Raw genomic sequence first — 18,313 nt, 5'->3', positions numbered from 1 at the left:
TGATTTTCAAAGAAAATTTGGAACATAAATTTCAAAAGAAGTGTGTTTTATACCATGTTATTCGAATTTTCTTTCAATGTATGTCTGGCAGGTCAAGCCTGCCAGAACAGAATGGAGTTTTGACAGCCTCTCCGTTATTTATTCTTCTACTTGTACTTTTACGATCACTTTGCGAATATTTCCTTGCCCGATACCGGGAGCATGTCCGTCTTCCGGAAAATAGATTGCGAATTGTCCCGGATAAATTTTCGTGTAAGCTGTCGGACGGTCTATATAAAAAGTAATGTCTTTCTGTTCGTTGTAGGGAGAGGATTCTTCCTGCAATTCACATCCCGGTTTCCAACCGATCTTTTCGACACCCAACAAAGGCATCTGGATATCGATGTATTTTTTGTGTGTTTCGATAGCGGCATCTTTCTTTTCCTTACCGAAGATACTGGCAACGTTTACATATAAACGGGAACCTTCCAGTTCATACTTACCGTCTTCCATTTTAGAGAAGTCCGTCGATTTCAAGTAGTCGAATGCTTTTTTAAATAAAGGATGCAGGCATTCGATTTTTTCAGTGTTGTTCAATGAATCAAGTATCATACGTCTTATTTTTTAATTCGTTCATTCGTTTGATTACCGGACAAAGGTCGCATATTCGAATGTTAAATAATAGCCTCTTTCTGCAAATAATTCTATTAAAATCAAAGAATATTTATTTGGTTCCAAAATAACCGAATAAACCGTATCTTTGTTATACTAATGAAACAAATTTGACATTTGAACGCGATATGAGAGAAACAGAAACAAAGGTATTGCCTGTTCTTGAAATGAGTTGTGCCGTTTGTGCGGCGAACGTGGAGAGTACGGTGCAGGCGTTGCCCGGTGTGGAGAAGGCAAGCGTGAATTTCGCTGCCAATACGTTGACGGTAACTTATAAACCGTCCGTTATCACTTTGGAGGCTATGCAAACAGCTGTGCAGGCTGCCGGATATGATCTGATAGTGGAAGCGGAAGATCCTGTAGCCATGCAGGAAGAGATGGCGCGAAAGCATTATAAGATATTGAAGAGGAATACCATAGGAGCATGGGTGCTGTCTATTCCGTTGGCGCTTTTGGGGATGGTGTTCATGCATATGCCGTTTGGGAACTGGATCATGATGGTCTTGGCTTTGGCCATTATGGTCTTTTTCGGACGCTCGTTTTACGTGAACGGTGTACGGCATGCCCTCAAGGGAAAAGCCAATATGGACACATTGGTCGCACTCAGTACCTCGATTGCTTTTCTGTTCAGCCTTTTCAATACCTTATGTCCCGGATTCTGGCTGGAGAAAGGTTTGGAGCCGCATGTTTATTATGAGGCCTCTGGCGTGATCATCGCGTTCGTTTTGTTGGGCAAACTGATGGAAGAGCGGGCAAAGAACAGTACCTCTTCGGCTATAAAAGGATTGATGGGATTGCAACCTAAGACAGCTCGTTTGGTAACGGACGGGAGAGAAGAGGAAGTTCCTATTTCTGCTCTTCAGGTCGGCAATATAGTCAGTGTACGGCCGGGTGAAAAGATTCCGGTGGACGGGACGCTTTTGCAGGGGAGTTCTTCGGTGGACGAAAGCATGTTGAGCGGAGAACCGATTCCGGTGGAGAAAAATGCCGGTGATCGGGTGTTGGCCGGAACGATCAACCAGAAGGGCGCCTTCACGATGGAGGCGACAGGTGTCGGGGAGACGACCGTGTTGGCCCAGATCGTGCAGATGGTACAGTCGGCACAGGGAAGTAAGGCTCCCGTTCAGCGGATTGTAGATAAAATAAGTGGCATATTTGTCCCTGCCGTCGTATTGCTTTCGCTTCTCACCTTTGTTTGTTGGCTGGTGATAGGGGGAGGAAACCATTTCTCGTATGCATTGCTATCTGCCGTCTCGGTTCTGGTGATTGCTTGCCCGTGTGCGTTGGGATTGGCTACGCCGACGGCCTTGATGGTCGGAATGGGAAAAGGAGCCGAACGGCATATCCTGATCAAGGATGCCTTCGCCCTGGAAAATCTATGCAAGGTCGATACAGTTGTTTTGGATAAGACCGGGACATTGACGGAAGGTGTGCCGGTTGTCACGGATTCATACTGGATTTCAGATGGCAATACCCGTTATTCGGATATCCTGTACACGGCTGAGCAGAAGTCCGAACATCCACTGGCATCCGCTATTATCCGATGGTTGGAAGATTCCGGGGCAAAGGTCTGTGAGACCGAAAATTTCGAGAGCCTGACGGGGCGGGGCGTACGTATCCAGGTCGAAGGAGACACCTACTGGGTGGGGAGCCAGGGATTACTTGAAATTTTCCGGGCCGATGTTCCGGAAAAGGCACGGAAGCAAATCGAACAATGGCAGGAAGAGGGGCAAAGCGTTGTCTTCTATGGTCAGGATGCCCGTCTGTTGGCTGTCCTGGCGATTTCGGACCGTATCAAGCCGACTTCAGCGGAAGCCGTTAAGGAACTGAAAAAACAGGGAATAGAAGTACATCTTCTGACAGGCGACGGTATCCGGACTGCCGAACGGGTTGCCGCAACATTGGGGATCGATCATTATAAGGCGGAGGTAATGCCGAACGATAAAGAGGAATATATCGTATCTTTACAGCAACAAGGAAAGAAAGTGGCGATGGTCGGCGATGGCATTAACGACTCGCAGGCGCTTGCACGGGCCGATGTCAGTATCGCGATGGGAAAAGGGACCGATATTGCAATGGATGTGGCTATGGTCACGCTTATCACGTCCGACCTGCTGTTGCTGCCCGATGCGATCCGTTTGTCCAAACAAACAGTCCGCCTGATTTATCAGAACTTGTTTTGGGCATTTATATATAATGTGATCGGCATTCCATTGGCTGCGGGTGTCCTGTTCCCGATAAACGGATTGCTGTTGAATCCGATGCTGGCGAGCGCCGCAATGGCTTTCAGCTCCGTATCGGTGGTATTGAATAGTTTACGATTAAAATTCATGAAATAACAATTTAAAATTAGAATGATTATGGCAACAACAAAATTTAAAACGAATGCGAAGTGTGGCGGATGTGTAGCGGCAATAGGTGCAAAGCTCAATACGGTAATGGCTTCGGATGACTGGTCGATCGATCTGGCCGATCCGAATAAGGTATTGGAGGTGAAAGTCGATATTGCTCCTGCTACAGTGATTGCAGCAGTAAAAGAGGCCGGGTTCAAGGCTGAACAATTATAAGCGGATGATTGCCCGGCAACGACAAACATATGGTGAAGAGGTAGCCAATGTCTTGACACATGGCGCCGGAATGCTCTTTGGAATAGCCGCTATCGTCGTTTTGATGATGGCGGCTATTCGAAGCGGCAATCCTTGGGCGGTTGGCAGTTTTGCTGTTTATGCCGTTTGTATGACCCTTTCGTATGTGACTTCTACATTTTACCATGCTTCGACCCACGCACGACAGAAAAGGCTCTTGCGACGATTCGACCACAGTGCGATTTATCTGCATATTGCGGGAACTTATACGCCCTTTACGTTGGTGGCTCTCCGGCAGGAAGGCTATTGGGGCTGGTCACTATTCGCTATCGTCTGGATCGCGGCAGTGGTAGGTGTCTGGCTGAGTTTCCGGAAGATGAGAAAGAAAGACCATCTGAAAACGGTCTGTTATCTGGCTATGGGTTGGGTAGTCGTAATTGCTTTTAAACCCTTGCTACATGTCTTTCGTGAGACCGGTTCGATGGATGTCCTGTATTGGTTGATCGGAGGAGGGTTGTTTTATACGGCAGGCAGCCTGTTTTTCTTTTTAGACAAATATAAGTATATGCATCCTGTGTGGCATTTCTTCGTATTGGGAGGCAGCATCTGCCATTTTATCTCGATATACCTGTTGGTATAGAGAAAAGAAGGTGTGTCAAAAAGAAAATCCTGCTTACAATAGACACAATTTAGGCACGGATTACACGGATTACACGGAAAGATAATAAATTTATCCGTGTAAATCCGCGTAATCCGTGAAATCCGTGCCTTAAAGATCGTGATAAAGGAGTTTTGACACACCTCCTTTTTATTAATTACATTCTTCCGGATGCTCTTTTTTATACTTTCGTTCCCGATAGGAAAGAATAGCAATCATAATTAATCCGAAAATAATCATACTGCTAAATAAATATACTGCTTCCATTATTTACCTCCTTTTTCTTTGTAATATTTAAGACCCACAATAACAAAAACAACGGTAGCTGAAATACCCAATATTAAAACTAACAGTTTATCACTTGTTATGTCCAATAACGTACTTAATACAACTCCTGCAAAGACCAATTTGGCAATATCGATAAAGAAATCACCAAGTTTCTCATTGATGATTATCGGAGTTACCGATACTTGTCCCGTTTTACGCTTCATAGTTAATTCGCTTATTGATTAATAGTGATACAAATGTAAGTAATATATCGGAAGAAACAAATAATCAGGGAAAATAAAAGGCGGACTTCGATTTAGCCCGCCTTTTTACGATATGTTTTGTTTTTTATAGCCCGCTAAAATCCACTCCGTCGAATAGTAACGAAGGGACACGCCAGCTGGAGAACGTGCGCGGGTCGTTGCCGACCTCGGCTAAGCCCGTCCATAAGGAGATCATGTTGCCTGTCGCGTTCATTTCGGAGATGGGCTGTGTCAGTTTGCCTTTTTCAATCAGGAAACCTTCCACACCGTAGGAGAAGTCCCCGGTCGTGCTGTTGCTGTTACCGCCGTTGAAACCCGTTACCAGAATACCTTTATCGACAGAAGCGATCAGACCATCCGTATCTTTATTTCCCATCTGCATGGTCAGGATAGAAGGAGAGGCGATCGTTTGTTTCATACCCATCTTGTTGGCTGAATAGGTATCGATATAATAGGTTTTCAGAACGCCGTTTTCAAACACCGGCAAACGTTTTGTCGCTATCCCTTCGCCATCGAAATAACGGGCGCCGGATGCACCCACCATGTGCGGCTCGTCGATGATCGTCAGGCGGTCACCCAATACTTTCTGGTCGATTTTATCCAACAGGAACGAGTTCTTCTGCTGGATGGAAGAACCGTACAACGCATCGATTACCGGAGAGAGCAGGCGGGAGGAATTCATATTGTCCACAACCATCTGATATTTGCCTGAGGCGACTTTTTTCTGTCCCAGTTTACGCATTACACGTTCCAGAGCCTTTGCCCCCAAACCTTCCTTGACCAGCGTATCGTAGTAAAGAGAAGAATCGAACCAGTAAGATTCCGGGCGGGCATCCCCTTCGCCCTTGATGCTTACACTGGCAACCAGGCTGAAAGAAGAACCGGATGCTTCCCCTTCGAAGCCGTTGCTGGCAACCATATATTTGAAATCCTTTTCGTCGCTGTAGGATGAATTGGCAGAGATGATACGGGCATCTTTCCCCATCATTTCGTTGCAGACGTTCATGGCCAACGCCACTTTATCGTCCGGCTGGATCGAGTCGAACTTCGGATCGATCAGCTTCAGATCGGCGCCTCCTCCTTTATAATAAAGGGAAGCATCGGGCAACGTACGCGCCTTGTCTTCCGCCAGGAAGCGGGTGGAAGCGATGCCGTTACGGATGAAACCTTCCAGTTCCTTTTTATCCAGGCGGTTGGTAGAGAAGGAACCGAAACGCCCGTCGACATACAAATGGATCACCAAGCTGTTTTCCGATGCCTGTTGCAAACGGTCCATTTTCATGTCGCGTATTTCGAAAGAACTGCTCGATCCGTTATAGATGCTTACACGTGAGGCCTGGCAACCGTTTTTCAGGGCAAATTCCATGGCCCACTGAGCCAGCTTTTTATTTTCGTTTGTTATCATATCAATTTTCTCCTCCTACTGTAAGTTTACTAACTAATGCTGACGGCATACCGCAGGTTACCGGACAGGATTGTCCGTCCTTGCCGCATGTCCAGGTGCCGTTATCCATCTTGTAATTGTTTCCGACCATCGTGATATCGGCCAACGCACGCGGACCGTTACCGATGATATTGATATCCTTGATCGGCTGTGTCAGTTTGCCGTTCTCGATCAGGTAACCGTCTTTCACGAAGAAGGTGAAGTCGCCCGCACCGATCTGTACCTGCCCGTTGGTGAAGCTGGAGGCATAGATGCCTTTCTTCACGGTCGAGATCATCTCTTCTTCCGTCACGTTTCCGGCTTCCATATAGGTAGCACGCATACGCGGGATCGGCATCTGGCGGAATGATTCGCGGCGGCCGTTGCCCGTTGACGGAATACCGTAGTGCTTGGCGCTGATACGGTCGTGCAGATAGCTGGTCAGTACACCCTCTTTCACGATGTAGGTCTTCTGTCCGGCAATGCCTTCGTCGTCGATATTGACAGAACCGCGGTTGAAAGGAATCGTACCGTCGTCCACCACATTGATATGTTCGTTACAAACCTTCTTGTTCAGCTGGTCGGAGAAGATAGACGTGTTCTTGCGGTTGAAGTCGGCTTCGAAAGCATGGCCGATTGCTTCGTGCAACAAGATACCGGACCCTCCGGCACCCATTACGACCGGCATTTCGCCTCCTTTAGGCTTGATGGCCTGGAACAGGATGGAAGTCTTCTCCACCGCCTCCTTGGCCACTTCGGCAATGATATCGTCTGTCAGGAATTCGGCTCCCATACGGAAAGCGCGGGAGGCATACGAATTTTCGATCTTCCCGTTGTCCTCCATGATGCAGACGGCACTCAGCGTCACCATCGGGCGATAGTCGTAGTACATCTGTCCTTCGGAGTTGCAGAACAGGATGTGTGAAGTCGTGTCTCCCAATGAGGCCATTACCTTGTGTACCCGTTTGTCGAGCGCAAAAATCTGGTCGTTCAGTTTCTGAAGATACGGAGTCTTTGCATTTACGGCGAGTTCGTCCCAGGGAGTCTGTACACCGTAATAATTATTCTGGATCGGTTCCTCCGTCAGGCCCGCCGGAGCTTTTCCCGCCGAACCGGTTGCGATACGGGCTGCCGTACGGGCTGCTTTCAGCATCTCGTCGAGAGTCACGTTTTCTACATACGCATAACCGGTCTGGTCACCGGCCAATACGCGTACACCCATACCGAAATCGATATTGGAAGAAGCACGGTTTACGGCTCCGTCCTGCAATCCGATGTTATTCCGGTAAGAATGTTCAAAGAAAAGATCGGCATAGTCGCCGCCTTTTTCAAGTGCTGCAGTCAGCACTTTTTTCATGTCGCTTTCACTGACACCAAAATGGTTCTGAGCGAATGAGATGCCGGTAGCCTGATCTGCCCCGTTCCCGGTACAGCTTCCTAAGAATGAAGGAGCCGCTAATGATCCAAGCATAACCATACCTCCTGTTTTAATAAAATCACGTCTGTTGATTTTCATATAATAAATGATGATTTATTTTTTAATTTTTAATTCTCAATTTTTAATTTCTTTCGCCCATTGCATGACATTCGCAGGCGGGCGTTCGGCCAACAATTCTTTTTTCATGAAATCCATGTAAGGAGCCGCATGCTTGAAAAATTTCTTGTAACCTTTACATAGATAGTTCAATCCGGGTTCGCCGTTTGCCGTGTGGAGGAAACGGTTCTTGGGGCATTCGCCGTTGCAGGCAAACAGGTAATCACACTCCTTGCACTGGGTAGGGAGTTTTTCATATTTGTCCGCCCCGAACTTCAGTTGGCGCTGGCTGTACATCATCTCGGTAAGCGTCTGGGCATGGATGTTCCCCAACTTATATTCCGGGAATACAAAGTGGTCGCAGGCATATACATCGCCATTGAACTCCATCACTCCGGCATGTCCGCAAGTGCGTGCCAGCGTACAGACGCCCGGTTGCTCGCCGACCCAGTTTGCCAGTGTGGAGTCGAAAAGCTGGATATAATAATTCCCGACATCCTCTTTCAGCCATTCGTCGAAGACCGCGCAAAGGAAATCTCCCCATTTTCCGGCATCGACCGTAAAAGGGGCCAGCTTGATATTGGCATCCTGCTGTTCCGGCGAGGTGAGCAATGTTCCGTCCTGATGGAATCCGAGGCGTTCCACAATCGGGGTGAACTGGATGTAGTGGCAATCTATTTCCTTGAAAAAGTGATAGAATTCCAGCGGATAATCCACGTTGTAGTCATTGACGACTGCCATCGCGTTATATTCCACGCCATGCTTTTTCATCAGCTCGATTCCTTTCATCACTTTATAGAAGGAGGGAAGTCCCTGTTTGTTGCGGCGATATTCGTCGTGAAACTCCTGTGGGCCGTCTATCGAGACTCCTACAAGGAAGTTGTTCTCCTTGAAGAAACGGCACCAGTCGTCGTTCAGCAGCGTCCCGTTTGTCTGGATACAGTTGTCGATCTGGCGTCCTCGGCCGTACTTGCGTTGCAATTCCAGCGCTTTCTTGTAGAAACTGATCGGACGCATCAGCGTTTCACCCCCGTGCCAGGTAAAGAGAACCTGCGGCATCGTCTGGCATTCCAGATATTCCTTGATGAATTTTTCCAGTAACTGTTCGCTCATGATATGATTCTTCACCTCCGGATAAAGTTTCCCTTTCTCAAGGTAATAGCAGTATTCGCACGCTAGGTTACAAACCGAACCGACGGGCTTCAACATGACATATACGGGTTTCGCGAACGGGGATATATATGGAGTACTCATGATATGCTTAAAACGATGTTCTATTTAGTTTCACATGCAAAAGTAGTCTTTTTAACGGATGAATGTTGTTTTTTACCGTGTTTTTTTCCTGTATCGGTTGTAATCGGTGACAAATCCTTCGCAAAGCCAGTTCGCGAGCGCCTGACGGTTATCGCTCAGGATGATTCGCTGTTGGTCGAAACTGTTCTGGATGTTGCCTAACTCGACGAAAACGGAGGCCGGTGTCGTATGCCTCAACACGTAGAGGTTCCGTCCGTCCACCGTCCCTGTAAATCCGCGTCCCGGCTGGTGCTTTTTATACTTATGGGTGAAAGTCGTCCGCATGGTTTTCGCCAGATGCTTGCTTTCGGAGTTCTTGTCCTGGTGGTAGAAAAAGACATCGGTCTGGTGCCCCTTGTTCCGGCTGTCCACATGCACGAAGATAGCCCGTTTGTAGGCGTGTTTATCCTGCTTGAACAGCGTGTTTATCTTGTCACTCCGTTGTTTCAGGCGGCGAACCTGGTTGAAAGGGATCGGACTGCCCATGCAGGTCTCCCGTTTGCTGTTCTTCAGGTATTTGTCGTTCCGTATTCCGTCTTTGGCATCTTGGATGATAATGTGGACTTTGGCTCCTTTCATCATCAGGTTGCGTGCCAGGCGAAGCACGATGTCGTAGGCATATTCGTCTTCGTGCAACTCGATTTTGCCAATCCGCCCGATTGCTCCGGGATCAGGGCCTCCATGCCCGCTGACCAGGTAGAAACAGGCGCCTTTCAGTTCGGACGATGTCACTTTATAGGAGGCCAGTTCTTTGCCGAACAACGGTTCATAGTCCGCCCGTTTGGCGGCGGCTGCGACAGCTTCTTTTCCCTGCAAGGGGGGAAGCGTATATTTGACTCCCATCCGAAGGGCGTTCCCTTTGCCTAACTTGTTTTTGTTCAGCTCGATGAACTGCTTCTGATAAGCGGCGCCTGTACGGTTGTGGCGTTTGAGGAACAGGGTGACGCCTTCCCCTTTCTTGGGAAATGCTTTCTCCTGGGCCTGTAACCGGTTGGCGCAAAGTATGGTAAAGAATAACGCGAATATGATACTAAGTTTGAACTTCATTGGTGATATGTTGCTAATGCGAACAAAAATAATGCTTTTTCGGGATTGTGCAATACATCGGTATGCAGAATCAAAAAAATATGACAATATCCCCCCTGGAAAACGTGGTTTTGACGCCTGTTGAGAATCAGCGTTATAGCATGTGTAAGATTATTAAAAAATATTACCCTTGCGGGAAATTCCATTTTCACGGGTATGAAAATCGATTTTCATGCCTATGGGTTTCGATTTGGACGAATGGGGATTTTTGGGAAAATGAACAATAAGGGTTTGAGCTGACCATTCATTTTTTTTGCACAAAAGCTTTTTGATGCATTCTTTTTATGGTTCATTTTCTTGGGGGAAAAAGAAAAATTGCCACCCATCCGTTGCTTTATTACCATCAAAGTAGAATGAACGAAGTACGTTAAAAGTTTGTTTTTCGTGTGCAAGTATATTACTTTTGTAATACGATATAATAGAACAACAATATGGATACAGTGATAAGAAAACAAACTTCGTTTCGTCTGCGTGAAGACTTGTTGCAACTTTTGCAGGAGCACGCTAAAAAAGCGAACAGAAGCTTGAATAATTTTGTAGAGAGCACTTTAATGGACGCTATGTACACCGAACCAAATGAGGAAACGATTGCAGCCATAAAGGAGGCACGTGCAGGTAAATTCGCCGGTACAATAAACACGAGCAGCATGGATGCCTTCATAAAGTCCTGTGAGTGATGAAAACATTGCGTTATTCAACACAATATAAAAAGGACTTCAAAAAGTATCGGAACGACCCCATCAAGCTGGCAAAGTTGTTAGAGGTGTTTCGAATGCTGGAGAATGAAATTGAATTGCCGGACGGGTATAGAGCCCACATGTTGAAAGGCGAATATAGGGGTTGTATGGAATGTCACATAGAGGGAGATTTTCTTCTTATCTGGATTGACGGAAATATAATTGATGTGCTTAGAATCGGCAGCCATTCTGAATTGTTCGGTAAAAAAAAATAACTTGATTCTGGAATGATGTTGCCGATTCGGTATTCTCAAATCAAATGATTCATCGCCATGTATTTCCAAAGCGGAGCGGCATGGAGCGCTTGTTTGATTTGGTCGTTCAGGAGTAATTCTTTTACTTCGTCGAGAGTCAGGAGATGGACGCTCAGGTCTTCCGTGTCTTCCAGATGTTGTGCCATGACCGGTTCTACATCTGTGGCGAGATAGCAGTACGTCAGGTTGGTATGGGTGCTCGGATTGACGCCCACCACCATCAGTTCGCTCCAGTTCCCGTTGCCGTAGCCGGTCTCTTCGAGCAATTCCCGCTGGGCGGAGACGAGCGGGGAGGCGTCTTCTTTTTCGCAGACACCGGCGCAAAGTTCGTAGGCCGTGATACCCAGGCCATGACGGTATTGGCTGACAAATACGAATTTCTGCTCTTTGGTGATTGCGATCACGTTGATCCATTCCGGATATTCGAATATATAATATTCAGGAATCCTGTTTCCGTTCGGCAGTTCCACCTCTTCCCGGCGTACGGTAAACCAGGGTTGGCGGGATAGATATTCACTTTTCAGTACTTTCCAGTTTTTGTTTTTCGGAGTTTCCATATTTGTAATTTGTTAATGTTACTTTTCCCTTGATGGAAAAGTAACCAAAAGATCAAGGCTGAACCGTCCGGTCTACTCCGGGCAAAGGTTCCGCTGTCGCCTGCGAAACTCGCTTCGCTCAGACAGCGCAGGCTCCTGCCGCTTCACCTTTGTCCTCCGCTTGACGCCCGTCCGCTTAGGCCTTTCCAAGAAAGCTCCGCTTTCTCTTGGGATGGCCGATACCGTCTGTCATATAGGTGTCGGTATCGGCCATCCCCCAAGAGCCGTCAGGCTCTACTTCCGGCCTAAGCTGGTGAGCGTTAAGCGCAGAGACCGTAGTGAGCGTCCGGAGCGTCTGCTGTTTGAGCGAAGCGAGTTTCAGACGCGACAGCGAACGAAGGGAACGGAGTAGCGAAGCAGGTTCGGCCTTGATCTTTTGGTTACTTTTGGATCAAGCCAAAAGTAACGGATATGTATATATGAAACGGCAGAGTTTGTAATAAATTGCGTTTGTTTCTTATCTTTGTGGCTTCGAAAGAGAGGACTTAGATGAATAAAGATAATAATTTCGGCAGGCTTTTGCTCCTGCTACTGATTGCGTTAGGTATCTGTTTGGGGCTTTATTACTTACCGGACCAGCTGTTCGGAATGAAAATAAAAAAGGTTGATTTGCTTTCCGATCTCAGGGTAAAGCCTGAATCCCTGTCTATGGATTCCTTGCGTATGCAACTGGAACAACCGGATACGGTCCGGATAGATTCGGCCGCCATGCGCGATTCGATCCTGAAAACGACCGGTATCGATTCCGTCGCCCTTGCACTGCGCGATTCGCTCTACAAGGTTATGTACGCGGACAAGGGAGCCGATTCGCTGGGAACGCGTATCGAGGATTACTCCGTCGGCCACATCGGCCTGAAACGGTTCTTTGCCGCTTTGAGGAATAGCAGGCAGGCGGGTCGCCCGGTGCGTGTCGCCTTTTTGGGCGATTCGTTTATCGAAGGCGATATCGTGGTGGCCGATTTCCGTTCGGGAATGCAGAAGCGGTTCGGAGGGCGCGGAGTCGGTTTCGTCCCGGTTACGTCGGTAGCCGCCCAGTTCCGTCCGACGGTCGAGCAAAAGGCGGAAGGCTGGACCACCCGGTCCATGCTGACGGACCACCGTCACCGGTTTACGCTTTCCGGGATGACGTTCGAACCGAAAGGCGAGAAGCCGACTATCTCGGTCAAGACGACAGACCGCTATCCGGAACTGAAAACGGTTTCTTCCCTCAAGCTCTTGTATGAAAAGAATACCCGCACCCGGATGACGTTGGTTTGCAACGGCACGCAGGACACGATCCGCGAAACATTGGAGCCGACATCCGTCATCACGCAATATGAACAAACAGGGACCTTTACGGAAGCCGCTTTCAGCTTTGCCGATACGGCAGGTTTCCGGGCTCTCGGAGTCGCGCTCGAAGATAATTCCGGGGTGATCGTGGACAATTATTCGTTGCGCGGCAATTCGGGGATGATCCTTTCGAGGCTGGACAGCGCCCGTTGCCGGGAGTTGAACGCGATACGCCCCTATGATCTGGTCGTTTTGCAGTACGGGTTGAATATCGTCAGCGACAGCATGCTCCAGTACGGCTGGTACGCCAAGCGGATGGAAGAAGCCGTACGCCACGTGCGCGTCTGCTTCCCCGATGCCGATATCCTGATGTTGGGCGTTTCGGACAGGAGCCGGCAGGTGGACGGGACATTCGAAACGATGCCCGCCGTATTGGCCTTGCTGCACGCACAGCGGCAGACAGCCCGCCGTTCGGGCGTCGCGTTCTGGAATGTCTTCGGGGCGATGGGAGGAGAGAACAGCATGGTCCGCTTCGTGGAGAACAACTGGGCCAGCAAAGATTATACGCATTTGAGTTTCAGGGGAGGTAAAGAGATCGCTTCTGCCTTGTTGAAAGCAATATTATTAGAAAAGGAGTTTTATGATGAAGCAGACAAAGTGGCTCGTTAGCCTATCGGCTTACCTGGTTTTGATAGGCATCAGCGCCGCCGGTGCCAAAGGAAAGCTACCCGGTTCTGCGTTAAACGTGGAATTGCAGGGGAACCGGCTTTATCAGGATAAAGATAGTTCTTTGGCGAATCCGCGCCAGGCGCGGGAACTGGCCGGTTTCGACACGATCCCGCTCCCTTCCCGCACTTATTCGATCGGGAAGGAGGTCGACTCGATCCTGTCGCCCTCGTCGTTGCAGCCCTTCTTTGCCGGACTGGATTCGCTCAGGGCGGGAAAGGACACCGTATTGACGATCGTCCATTTAGGCGATTCCCACATACAGGCCGGTTATTTTTCCGGCAAGATGATGCGTCTTTTGCAGGCGCAGTTCGGGAATGCCGGACGCGGATGGATCGCTCCGTTCAAATTGAGCAAGACGAATGAGCCGGACGACTATTTCATCTCTTCTTCCGTCCGCGAATGGGTGGCGGGACGTTGCATCCAGAGTAATAAAAAATGCCCGGTCGGGATCGGCGGGATCGGTATCCAGTCTGTTTCCCCCTCTATCAATTTGGATGTCCGGATAGCGCCTAACAACGGAGCCGGCTATTCCTTCAACCAGGCGATCCTCTACCGGGGGGAGAAAGCCATGCCGATGTTGCCGGCAGGCCCGCTCAAAGATTCCGTAAAGACCTCGTTGGCCACGGCTCCGGCTGTCGCGGGTGTCCTGGCCGATACGTTCCGTATCGCTTATCAGGTGGACACGTTGCAACTTCATAGTACCCGCCGGAAACAGGGAACGGATCAGCTGCTTCCGGCCTCTTCCTTCAAGAATGTCTATTACGGTTTCAGCCTGACAAACGGCCGTCCGGGCGTCCTCTATCATTCGGTCGGTGTGAACGGGGCGATGTATGTCAATTACACGGATGAATCCTACGTGCGCCAGTTGGCTTTGCTGAAGCCTTCCCTGCTGATCATCTCGATGGGAACGAACGAGACTTTCGGCCGCCGTTTTAACTCGGAAGAGTTTGGCGGCCAGGTACGCTCGTTTGTCTCTCTCGTCAAGAAATATATGCCTGGTACGGCCATCCTGCTCACCACTCCGCCGGAATGTTACAAACGGACATATGTCAACAAGAAACGGACGTATGTCCGCAACGCGAACACCCAGCTTGCCGCCAGGACAATCGTGAGAGCGGCCCGTGAGGAAGGCGTTGCCTGCTGGGATTTGTTTGCCGCCACAGGAGGGAAAAGCTCTTGTGCCAAATGGCAGAAAGAAAAGTTGATGGGCCGCGACCGCATCCATTTCACAAAGGAAGGCTATCGCGAGCAGGGAATCTTGTTATACCGTGCCCTGATGCAGGGCAAATTGAAAAGTGAGAATTGAGAATTGAAAATTGAAGAATAAAATGGACGGATTTATAAATATGTGGACGGGATTATTGGCAGATTGGAAAGTAATGGACATTCAATTTTCACTTTTCAATTCTCACTTTTCAGTTGATAAATTGAAAGACCTCTTAATTTATCAGCAAAATGCCCCGATATTATTCAGCAGCGGATTGTTTTTCTTTCTTTTCATCGGTTTCCTGATCATTTATATGTCGCTCAGGAAACATCTGTTGGCCCGCATCATCTATGTCACGTTGTTTTCCATCTACTTCTATTATAAGAGCAGCGGATTGTTTTTCTTTCTCCTGCTGTTTGTCGCGACATCCGATTTTTGCATTGCACGGTGCATGGCCGCGACGGCTTCCCGGTGGAGGCGCAAGGCGTGGGTCGTCCTGAGCCTGTGTATCGACCTGGGGTTATTAGGCTATTTCAAATATTTCAATTTCCTCCGTGAGATCGTGGCTGCCGCCGCCCACGAATTAGGATACCAGTTAGGAAATACATCGTTGCAGAGCATCACCTATCAACCGTTGGATATCTTCCTGCCGGTCGGCATCTCCTTCTTTACGTTCCAGACCATCAGTTATGTGATCGACGTCTATCGGGGAAGGATCGAACCCCTCCGGCGTTGGATCGACTATGTCTTCTATGTCTCCTTCTTCCCGCAACTGGTAGCCGGCCCGATTGTCCGGGCACGTGATTTCATCCCGCAGATTTACAAGACGCCGGTCGTCACGCGGGCGGAGTTCGGCGAAGGGCTTTTCCTCGTCTTGTGCGGGCTTTTCAAGAAGACGGTCATCTCCGATTATATCAGCCTGAACTTCGTCGACCGTATCTTCGATGCCCCTTTGCTCTACACCGGGGTGGAAAACCTGTTGGGCGTGTATGGCTATGCTTTGCAGATCTATTGCGACTTTTCCGGCTATTCGGATATGGCGATCGGGATCGCGTTGCTGTTGGGGTTCCGCTTTAACATGAACTTCGATTCGCCTTACCAGTCGGCGACCATCACGGAGTTCTGGCGGCGGTGGCATATCTCGCTTTCTTCGTGGTTGAAAGATTATTTGTATATATCGCTCGGAGGCAACAGGAAGGGGAAAATACGAACGTATCTGAACCTGCTGATTACGATGCTGCTGGGCGGTCTGTGGCACGGGGCTTCCGTCAGCTTCATCCTTTGGGGCGCCCTGCATGGGGTCGCGCTGGCCGTCCATAAGTTCATGATGAACCATTTCAGCAGCTTCAAGCCGTTGGGATCGGAAATGAAGCCCTGGAGAAGAGTGTTGGGCGTCCTGGTCACTTTCCATCTGGTTTGCTTCGGCTGGATCCTGTTCCGTGCCGACTCGATGCAGGCGGTAGGCGAGATGCTGACGCAGATTTTCACGAACTTCCATCCGGAGGTCTTCACGCAGTTCGTGATGGGCTATAAAGGCGTATTCGTTTTGATGGTGGTGGGGTATGTCCTGCATTTCATGCCGAAATCGGCGGAAAACGGCTTGCAGGCAGTCGTGACCCGTTCCCCTTTGCTTGTGCAGGCGGTGATGCTGGCGATTGCGATCTTTGTGGTCGTGCAGTTCAAGAGTGCCGGCGTGCAGCCGTTCATCTATTTCCAATTCTGAAAAGGGAGGATACCGATAGTTGGTTTTAAGGTGACGAAGGTGGGTTGGAAACATTCGGCATGAAAGAAAGACAGTACATTTGTTGTTAAGTTATATGATATGAAATTGAAATTTGTTTCATTCCTTTTGATCTCATTGTTGGCAACATCCGTCTGTGGGCAGGATAAAATGCCCGCAGATGATTGTTGTTGTGGCATGACGGAACAGACTGTTTCTGGTGTTTCGGATATCTCAGCGACGTTTGATCATCCTCAAATCCAACAGTCCGTCTATTGGAAAAGGCATAAAATCTTCAAGACCTTGGGATGGACCTCTTTGTTGGCCGGGGTTGGCGGAGTGGGGTATGGGCTTTTTTCAGATATGTCTCAGGACAAAGCGATAGGAGCGCTGATTGGTGGAGGCTGTCTGGTGTTAGCCAGTGTCCCGATGTTCGGTTTGGCCCGTTCCAACAAGCAGAAAGCCCGTTCGCTTTCTTTGCAAGGCCGGAGCCTCGTTTCGCCGTTGCCAAACGGTTCTGTTTCTTATCGTCCGGGACTTTCATTGTGCTTGAATTTTTAACGCGTCGTGTAAGAACGGCTGTAAGCATCCGTGCGCGTGAAACGGCAGCGGATTCAAAAAGTATATGATTTCCCTCTGTATTCCTGTGGCGTCATCCCTACATGTTGGCGGAAAAACTTATTAAAGAACGACAGGTTGCTGAACCCCAATCCGATCGCAATCTTTTTGATTTCGAGGTTCGTGCCTTTTAATTCGGCTTTGGCATCCGTGATGATGATTTGGACGATGATTTCCAACGGAGTCCTGCCAATCGCCTTTTTTACGGATGTACAGAAATAGGAAAGTGTCAGCCCTAACTTCTCCGCATAAAAAGAAACGTTATGCTGGGTGGTGTAAAATTTTAGCGCCAAGTCTAAAAAGTTCTGGAAGATCTCGGTATAACGGTTCAACTCATGTTCATCCAATGGCTCGTTTTTTTTGTATAGTCCCACGCTTCCCTGGCTGCAGATCATGAAAATTGCTTTTGTCATCTCTTTGTTGACCACCGTATGGAGACGGGTGGTATATCCTGATAGAACGTCATAAAAGTCTTTGAACAGACAAGCCGTGCTTGCAGGAACAGGCATGATCGGTTTCCGGTATATGTACGTTATGCAATTCATCGTGCTTCTTATGTAATTGACGCACCCCATGAAATCGGAAGAAAAAGCGACTAAATAGAGTTCGATATCCGGAGAAATCGTATGTACTTCTACAAAACTATTCGGCACAAGCGTTATGACATTGTATTGTTTGACGATACATTCGGATGAATTTACGGAGCATTCTATGGTGCCTCCCATGCAGAGGATAAAAACGGCGGATCTGATTTTAAAGAAGGAACCGATATAGGGTCTAAGCTCACTGGCGGAAGTGTACTTGCTAACCATAATATCCGTAGGTGAATCGAGCCAGGTAATGTGCTTATCCATATTTGAAATTTCTTTTTGGCGTCAAATATAGATATTATTTGATATCCCGGAAGTAAATGAAAAGAATGGAACATATAATGCCAAAAATGAATTTTGCATCTTATTGCCGATAATCCTTCCTTTGCAGAAGGATAAGAATCATAATTTCTTATGAGCTATTAATGGTGTGGTCAGAGGGATGTTCCCAAATACTTTATTAACTTATTTTATATGACAAGCGAATACAAACAAGAACTGGTCGGTGTGGGGGTCGATGTCGATAAAGCGTTAGATCGCTTTATGGGGAATGAAGCGTTATATGAAAAATTTCTGTTGAAATTTATTCAGGATCGTTCTTTTCAAAGAATGATCGGGTTTATAAATGCAGGAGATATTTCGCAAGCATTTATGCAGGCTCATACGATGAAAGGCATTGCTGCCAATCTTGAACTCGGATATTTATTGGAAGTCCTGGTCCCGATCACGGAACAGCTCAGGCATGGGGAATTGGGAAGGATACCGGAAGAACAAGAGGATTTGGAAATCCGTTATAACAAACTGTGTACTATAATCAGAAAATATCATTGAAT

The 18,313-nt window shown here is 48.2% G+C and carries 18 protein-coding genes; 10 read left to right on the top strand and 8 right to left on the bottom strand.

Features of this window, described 5'->3' with window-relative positions; all coding sequences use genetic code 11:
• Positions 1 to 138 precede the first annotated feature (138 nt).
• Positions 139 to 591 (bottom strand): YhcH/YjgK/YiaL family protein, encoded by a 453-nt coding sequence (locus ACW6QF_RS09820; protein ID WP_298552557.1) that lies wholly within the window; start codon positions 589 to 591, stop codon positions 139 to 141.
• 188 nt (positions 592 to 779) lie between these two features.
• Between ACW6QF_RS09820 and ACW6QF_RS09815 the strand changes: the two genes are divergently transcribed.
• Genes ACW6QF_RS09815 through trhA form a run of 3 tightly spaced genes read left to right on the top strand, consistent with a single transcriptional unit; the run spans position 780 to position 3,876 of the window.
• Positions 780 to 2,990 carry a heavy metal translocating P-type ATPase gene (locus ACW6QF_RS09815; protein ID WP_456087667.1) on the top strand — a complete coding sequence of 737 codons (2,211 nt, stop codon included), beginning with the start codon at positions 780 to 782 and terminating at the stop codon, positions 2,988 to 2,990.
• 21 nt (positions 2,991 to 3,011) lie between these two features.
• A complete protein-coding gene (locus ACW6QF_RS09810) occupies positions 3,012 to 3,218 on the top strand; it encodes a heavy-metal-associated domain-containing protein (RefSeq protein ID WP_186929001.1) in 207 nt (68 codons plus the stop codon).
• A 4-nt stretch (positions 3,219 to 3,222) separates the two neighbouring features.
• The gene (gene trhA, locus ACW6QF_RS09805) at positions 3,223 to 3,876 is read left to right on the top strand and encodes a PAQR family membrane homeostasis protein TrhA (RefSeq protein ID WP_456087666.1); all 654 of its coding nucleotides are present in this window, start codon (positions 3,223 to 3,225) and stop codon (positions 3,874 to 3,876) included.
• Positions 3,877 to 4,160: 284 nt separating this feature from the next.
• On the opposite strand, the gene ACW6QF_RS09800 is transcribed toward trhA, so the two are convergent.
• From ACW6QF_RS09800 to ACW6QF_RS09780, 5 genes are all read right to left on the bottom strand, one after another.
• Entirely contained in the window at positions 4,161 to 4,385 is a 225-nt protein-coding gene (locus tag ACW6QF_RS09800) for a DUF6722 family protein (RefSeq protein WP_298552565.1), read from the bottom strand.
• 124 nt (positions 4,386 to 4,509) lie between these two features.
• Positions 4,510 to 5,829: a TldD/PmbA family protein gene (locus ACW6QF_RS09795; protein ID WP_456087665.1), complete on the bottom strand. Its 1,320-nt coding sequence runs from the start codon at positions 5,827 to 5,829 to the stop codon at positions 4,510 to 4,512.
• 1 nt (position 5,830) lies between these two features.
• The gene (locus ACW6QF_RS09790; RefSeq protein ID WP_298552569.1) at positions 5,831 to 7,363 is read right to left on the bottom strand and encodes a TldD/PmbA family protein; all 1,533 of its coding nucleotides are present in this window, start codon (positions 7,361 to 7,363) and stop codon (positions 5,831 to 5,833) included.
• 36 nt (positions 7,364 to 7,399) lie between these two features.
• Positions 7,400 to 8,635, bottom strand: a complete 1,236-nt coding sequence (locus ACW6QF_RS09785) for an anaerobic sulfatase-maturation protein (protein WP_298552571.1) — start codon at positions 8,633 to 8,635, stop codon at positions 7,400 to 7,402.
• 72 nt (positions 8,636 to 8,707) lie between these two features.
• Complete coding sequence (locus tag ACW6QF_RS09780) at positions 8,708 to 9,721, bottom strand: N-acetylmuramoyl-L-alanine amidase family protein (RefSeq protein ID WP_456087664.1); 1,014 nt, start codon at positions 9,719 to 9,721, stop codon at positions 8,708 to 8,710.
• 470 nt (positions 9,722 to 10,191) lie between these two features.
• Here ACW6QF_RS09780 and ACW6QF_RS09775 point away from each other — a divergent pair, with 470 nt between their 5' ends.
• A complete protein-coding gene (locus ACW6QF_RS09775; protein WP_298552575.1) occupies positions 10,192 to 10,437 on the top strand; it encodes a toxin-antitoxin system protein in 246 nt (81 codons plus the stop codon).
• On the top strand, positions 10,437 to 10,712 hold the full coding sequence (locus ACW6QF_RS09770; protein ID WP_298552580.1) for a type II toxin-antitoxin system YafQ family toxin: 276 nt from the start codon (positions 10,437 to 10,439) through the stop codon (positions 10,710 to 10,712). The genes ACW6QF_RS09775 and ACW6QF_RS09770 overlap by 1 nt, the downstream gene beginning before the upstream one ends.
• Before the next feature lie 35 nt (positions 10,713 to 10,747).
• On the opposite strand, the gene ACW6QF_RS09765 is transcribed toward ACW6QF_RS09770, so the two are convergent.
• Positions 10,748 to 11,308 carry an NUDIX hydrolase gene (locus ACW6QF_RS09765; RefSeq protein WP_456087663.1) on the bottom strand — a complete coding sequence of 187 codons (561 nt, stop codon included), beginning with the start codon at positions 11,306 to 11,308 and terminating at the stop codon, positions 10,748 to 10,750.
• Between the two features lie 528 nt (positions 11,309 to 11,836).
• Between ACW6QF_RS09765 and ACW6QF_RS09760 the strand changes: the two genes are divergently transcribed.
• The 4 genes from ACW6QF_RS09760 to ACW6QF_RS09745 all read left to right on the top strand — a co-directional run bounded on the left by ACW6QF_RS09760 (position 11,837) and on the right by ACW6QF_RS09745 (position 16,833).
• Positions 11,837 to 13,285, top strand: a complete 1,449-nt coding sequence (locus ACW6QF_RS09760) for a hypothetical protein (protein ID WP_456087662.1) — start codon at positions 11,837 to 11,839, stop codon at positions 13,283 to 13,285.
• Positions 13,257 to 14,651 (top strand): GDSL-type esterase/lipase family protein, encoded by a 1,395-nt coding sequence (locus tag ACW6QF_RS09755; RefSeq protein ID WP_456087661.1) that lies wholly within the window; start codon positions 13,257 to 13,259, stop codon positions 14,649 to 14,651. Before ACW6QF_RS09760 ends, ACW6QF_RS09755 begins: the two co-directional genes overlap by 29 nt.
• Before the next feature lie 40 nt (positions 14,652 to 14,691).
• The gene (locus ACW6QF_RS09750) at positions 14,692 to 16,275 is read left to right on the top strand and encodes an MBOAT family O-acyltransferase (RefSeq protein WP_456087686.1); all 1,584 of its coding nucleotides are present in this window, start codon (positions 14,692 to 14,694) and stop codon (positions 16,273 to 16,275) included.
• 99 nt (positions 16,276 to 16,374) lie between these two features.
• The gene (locus ACW6QF_RS09745) at positions 16,375 to 16,833 is read left to right on the top strand and encodes a hypothetical protein (protein WP_456087660.1); all 459 of its coding nucleotides are present in this window, start codon (positions 16,375 to 16,377) and stop codon (positions 16,831 to 16,833) included.
• A gap of 53 nt (positions 16,834 to 16,886) precedes the next feature.
• Here ACW6QF_RS09745 and ACW6QF_RS09740 read toward each other — a convergent pair whose 3' ends face one another.
• Positions 16,887 to 17,744 (bottom strand): helix-turn-helix domain-containing protein, encoded by an 858-nt coding sequence (locus ACW6QF_RS09740; RefSeq protein ID WP_298553338.1) that lies wholly within the window; start codon positions 17,742 to 17,744, stop codon positions 16,887 to 16,889.
• A 210-nt stretch (positions 17,745 to 17,954) separates the two neighbouring features.
• Here ACW6QF_RS09740 and ACW6QF_RS09735 point away from each other — a divergent pair, with 210 nt between their 5' ends.
• Positions 17,955 to 18,311: an Hpt domain-containing protein gene (locus ACW6QF_RS09735; protein ID WP_456087659.1), complete on the top strand. Its 357-nt coding sequence runs from the start codon at positions 17,955 to 17,957 to the stop codon at positions 18,309 to 18,311.
• The last annotated feature ends 2 nt before the right edge of the window (positions 18,312 to 18,313 follow it).

Source organism: Parabacteroides sp., from assembly GCF_977054455.1.
The sequence above is the reverse complement of the archived record's forward strand: the minus strand, read 5'-3'. Positions and strand labels throughout refer to the sequence as shown.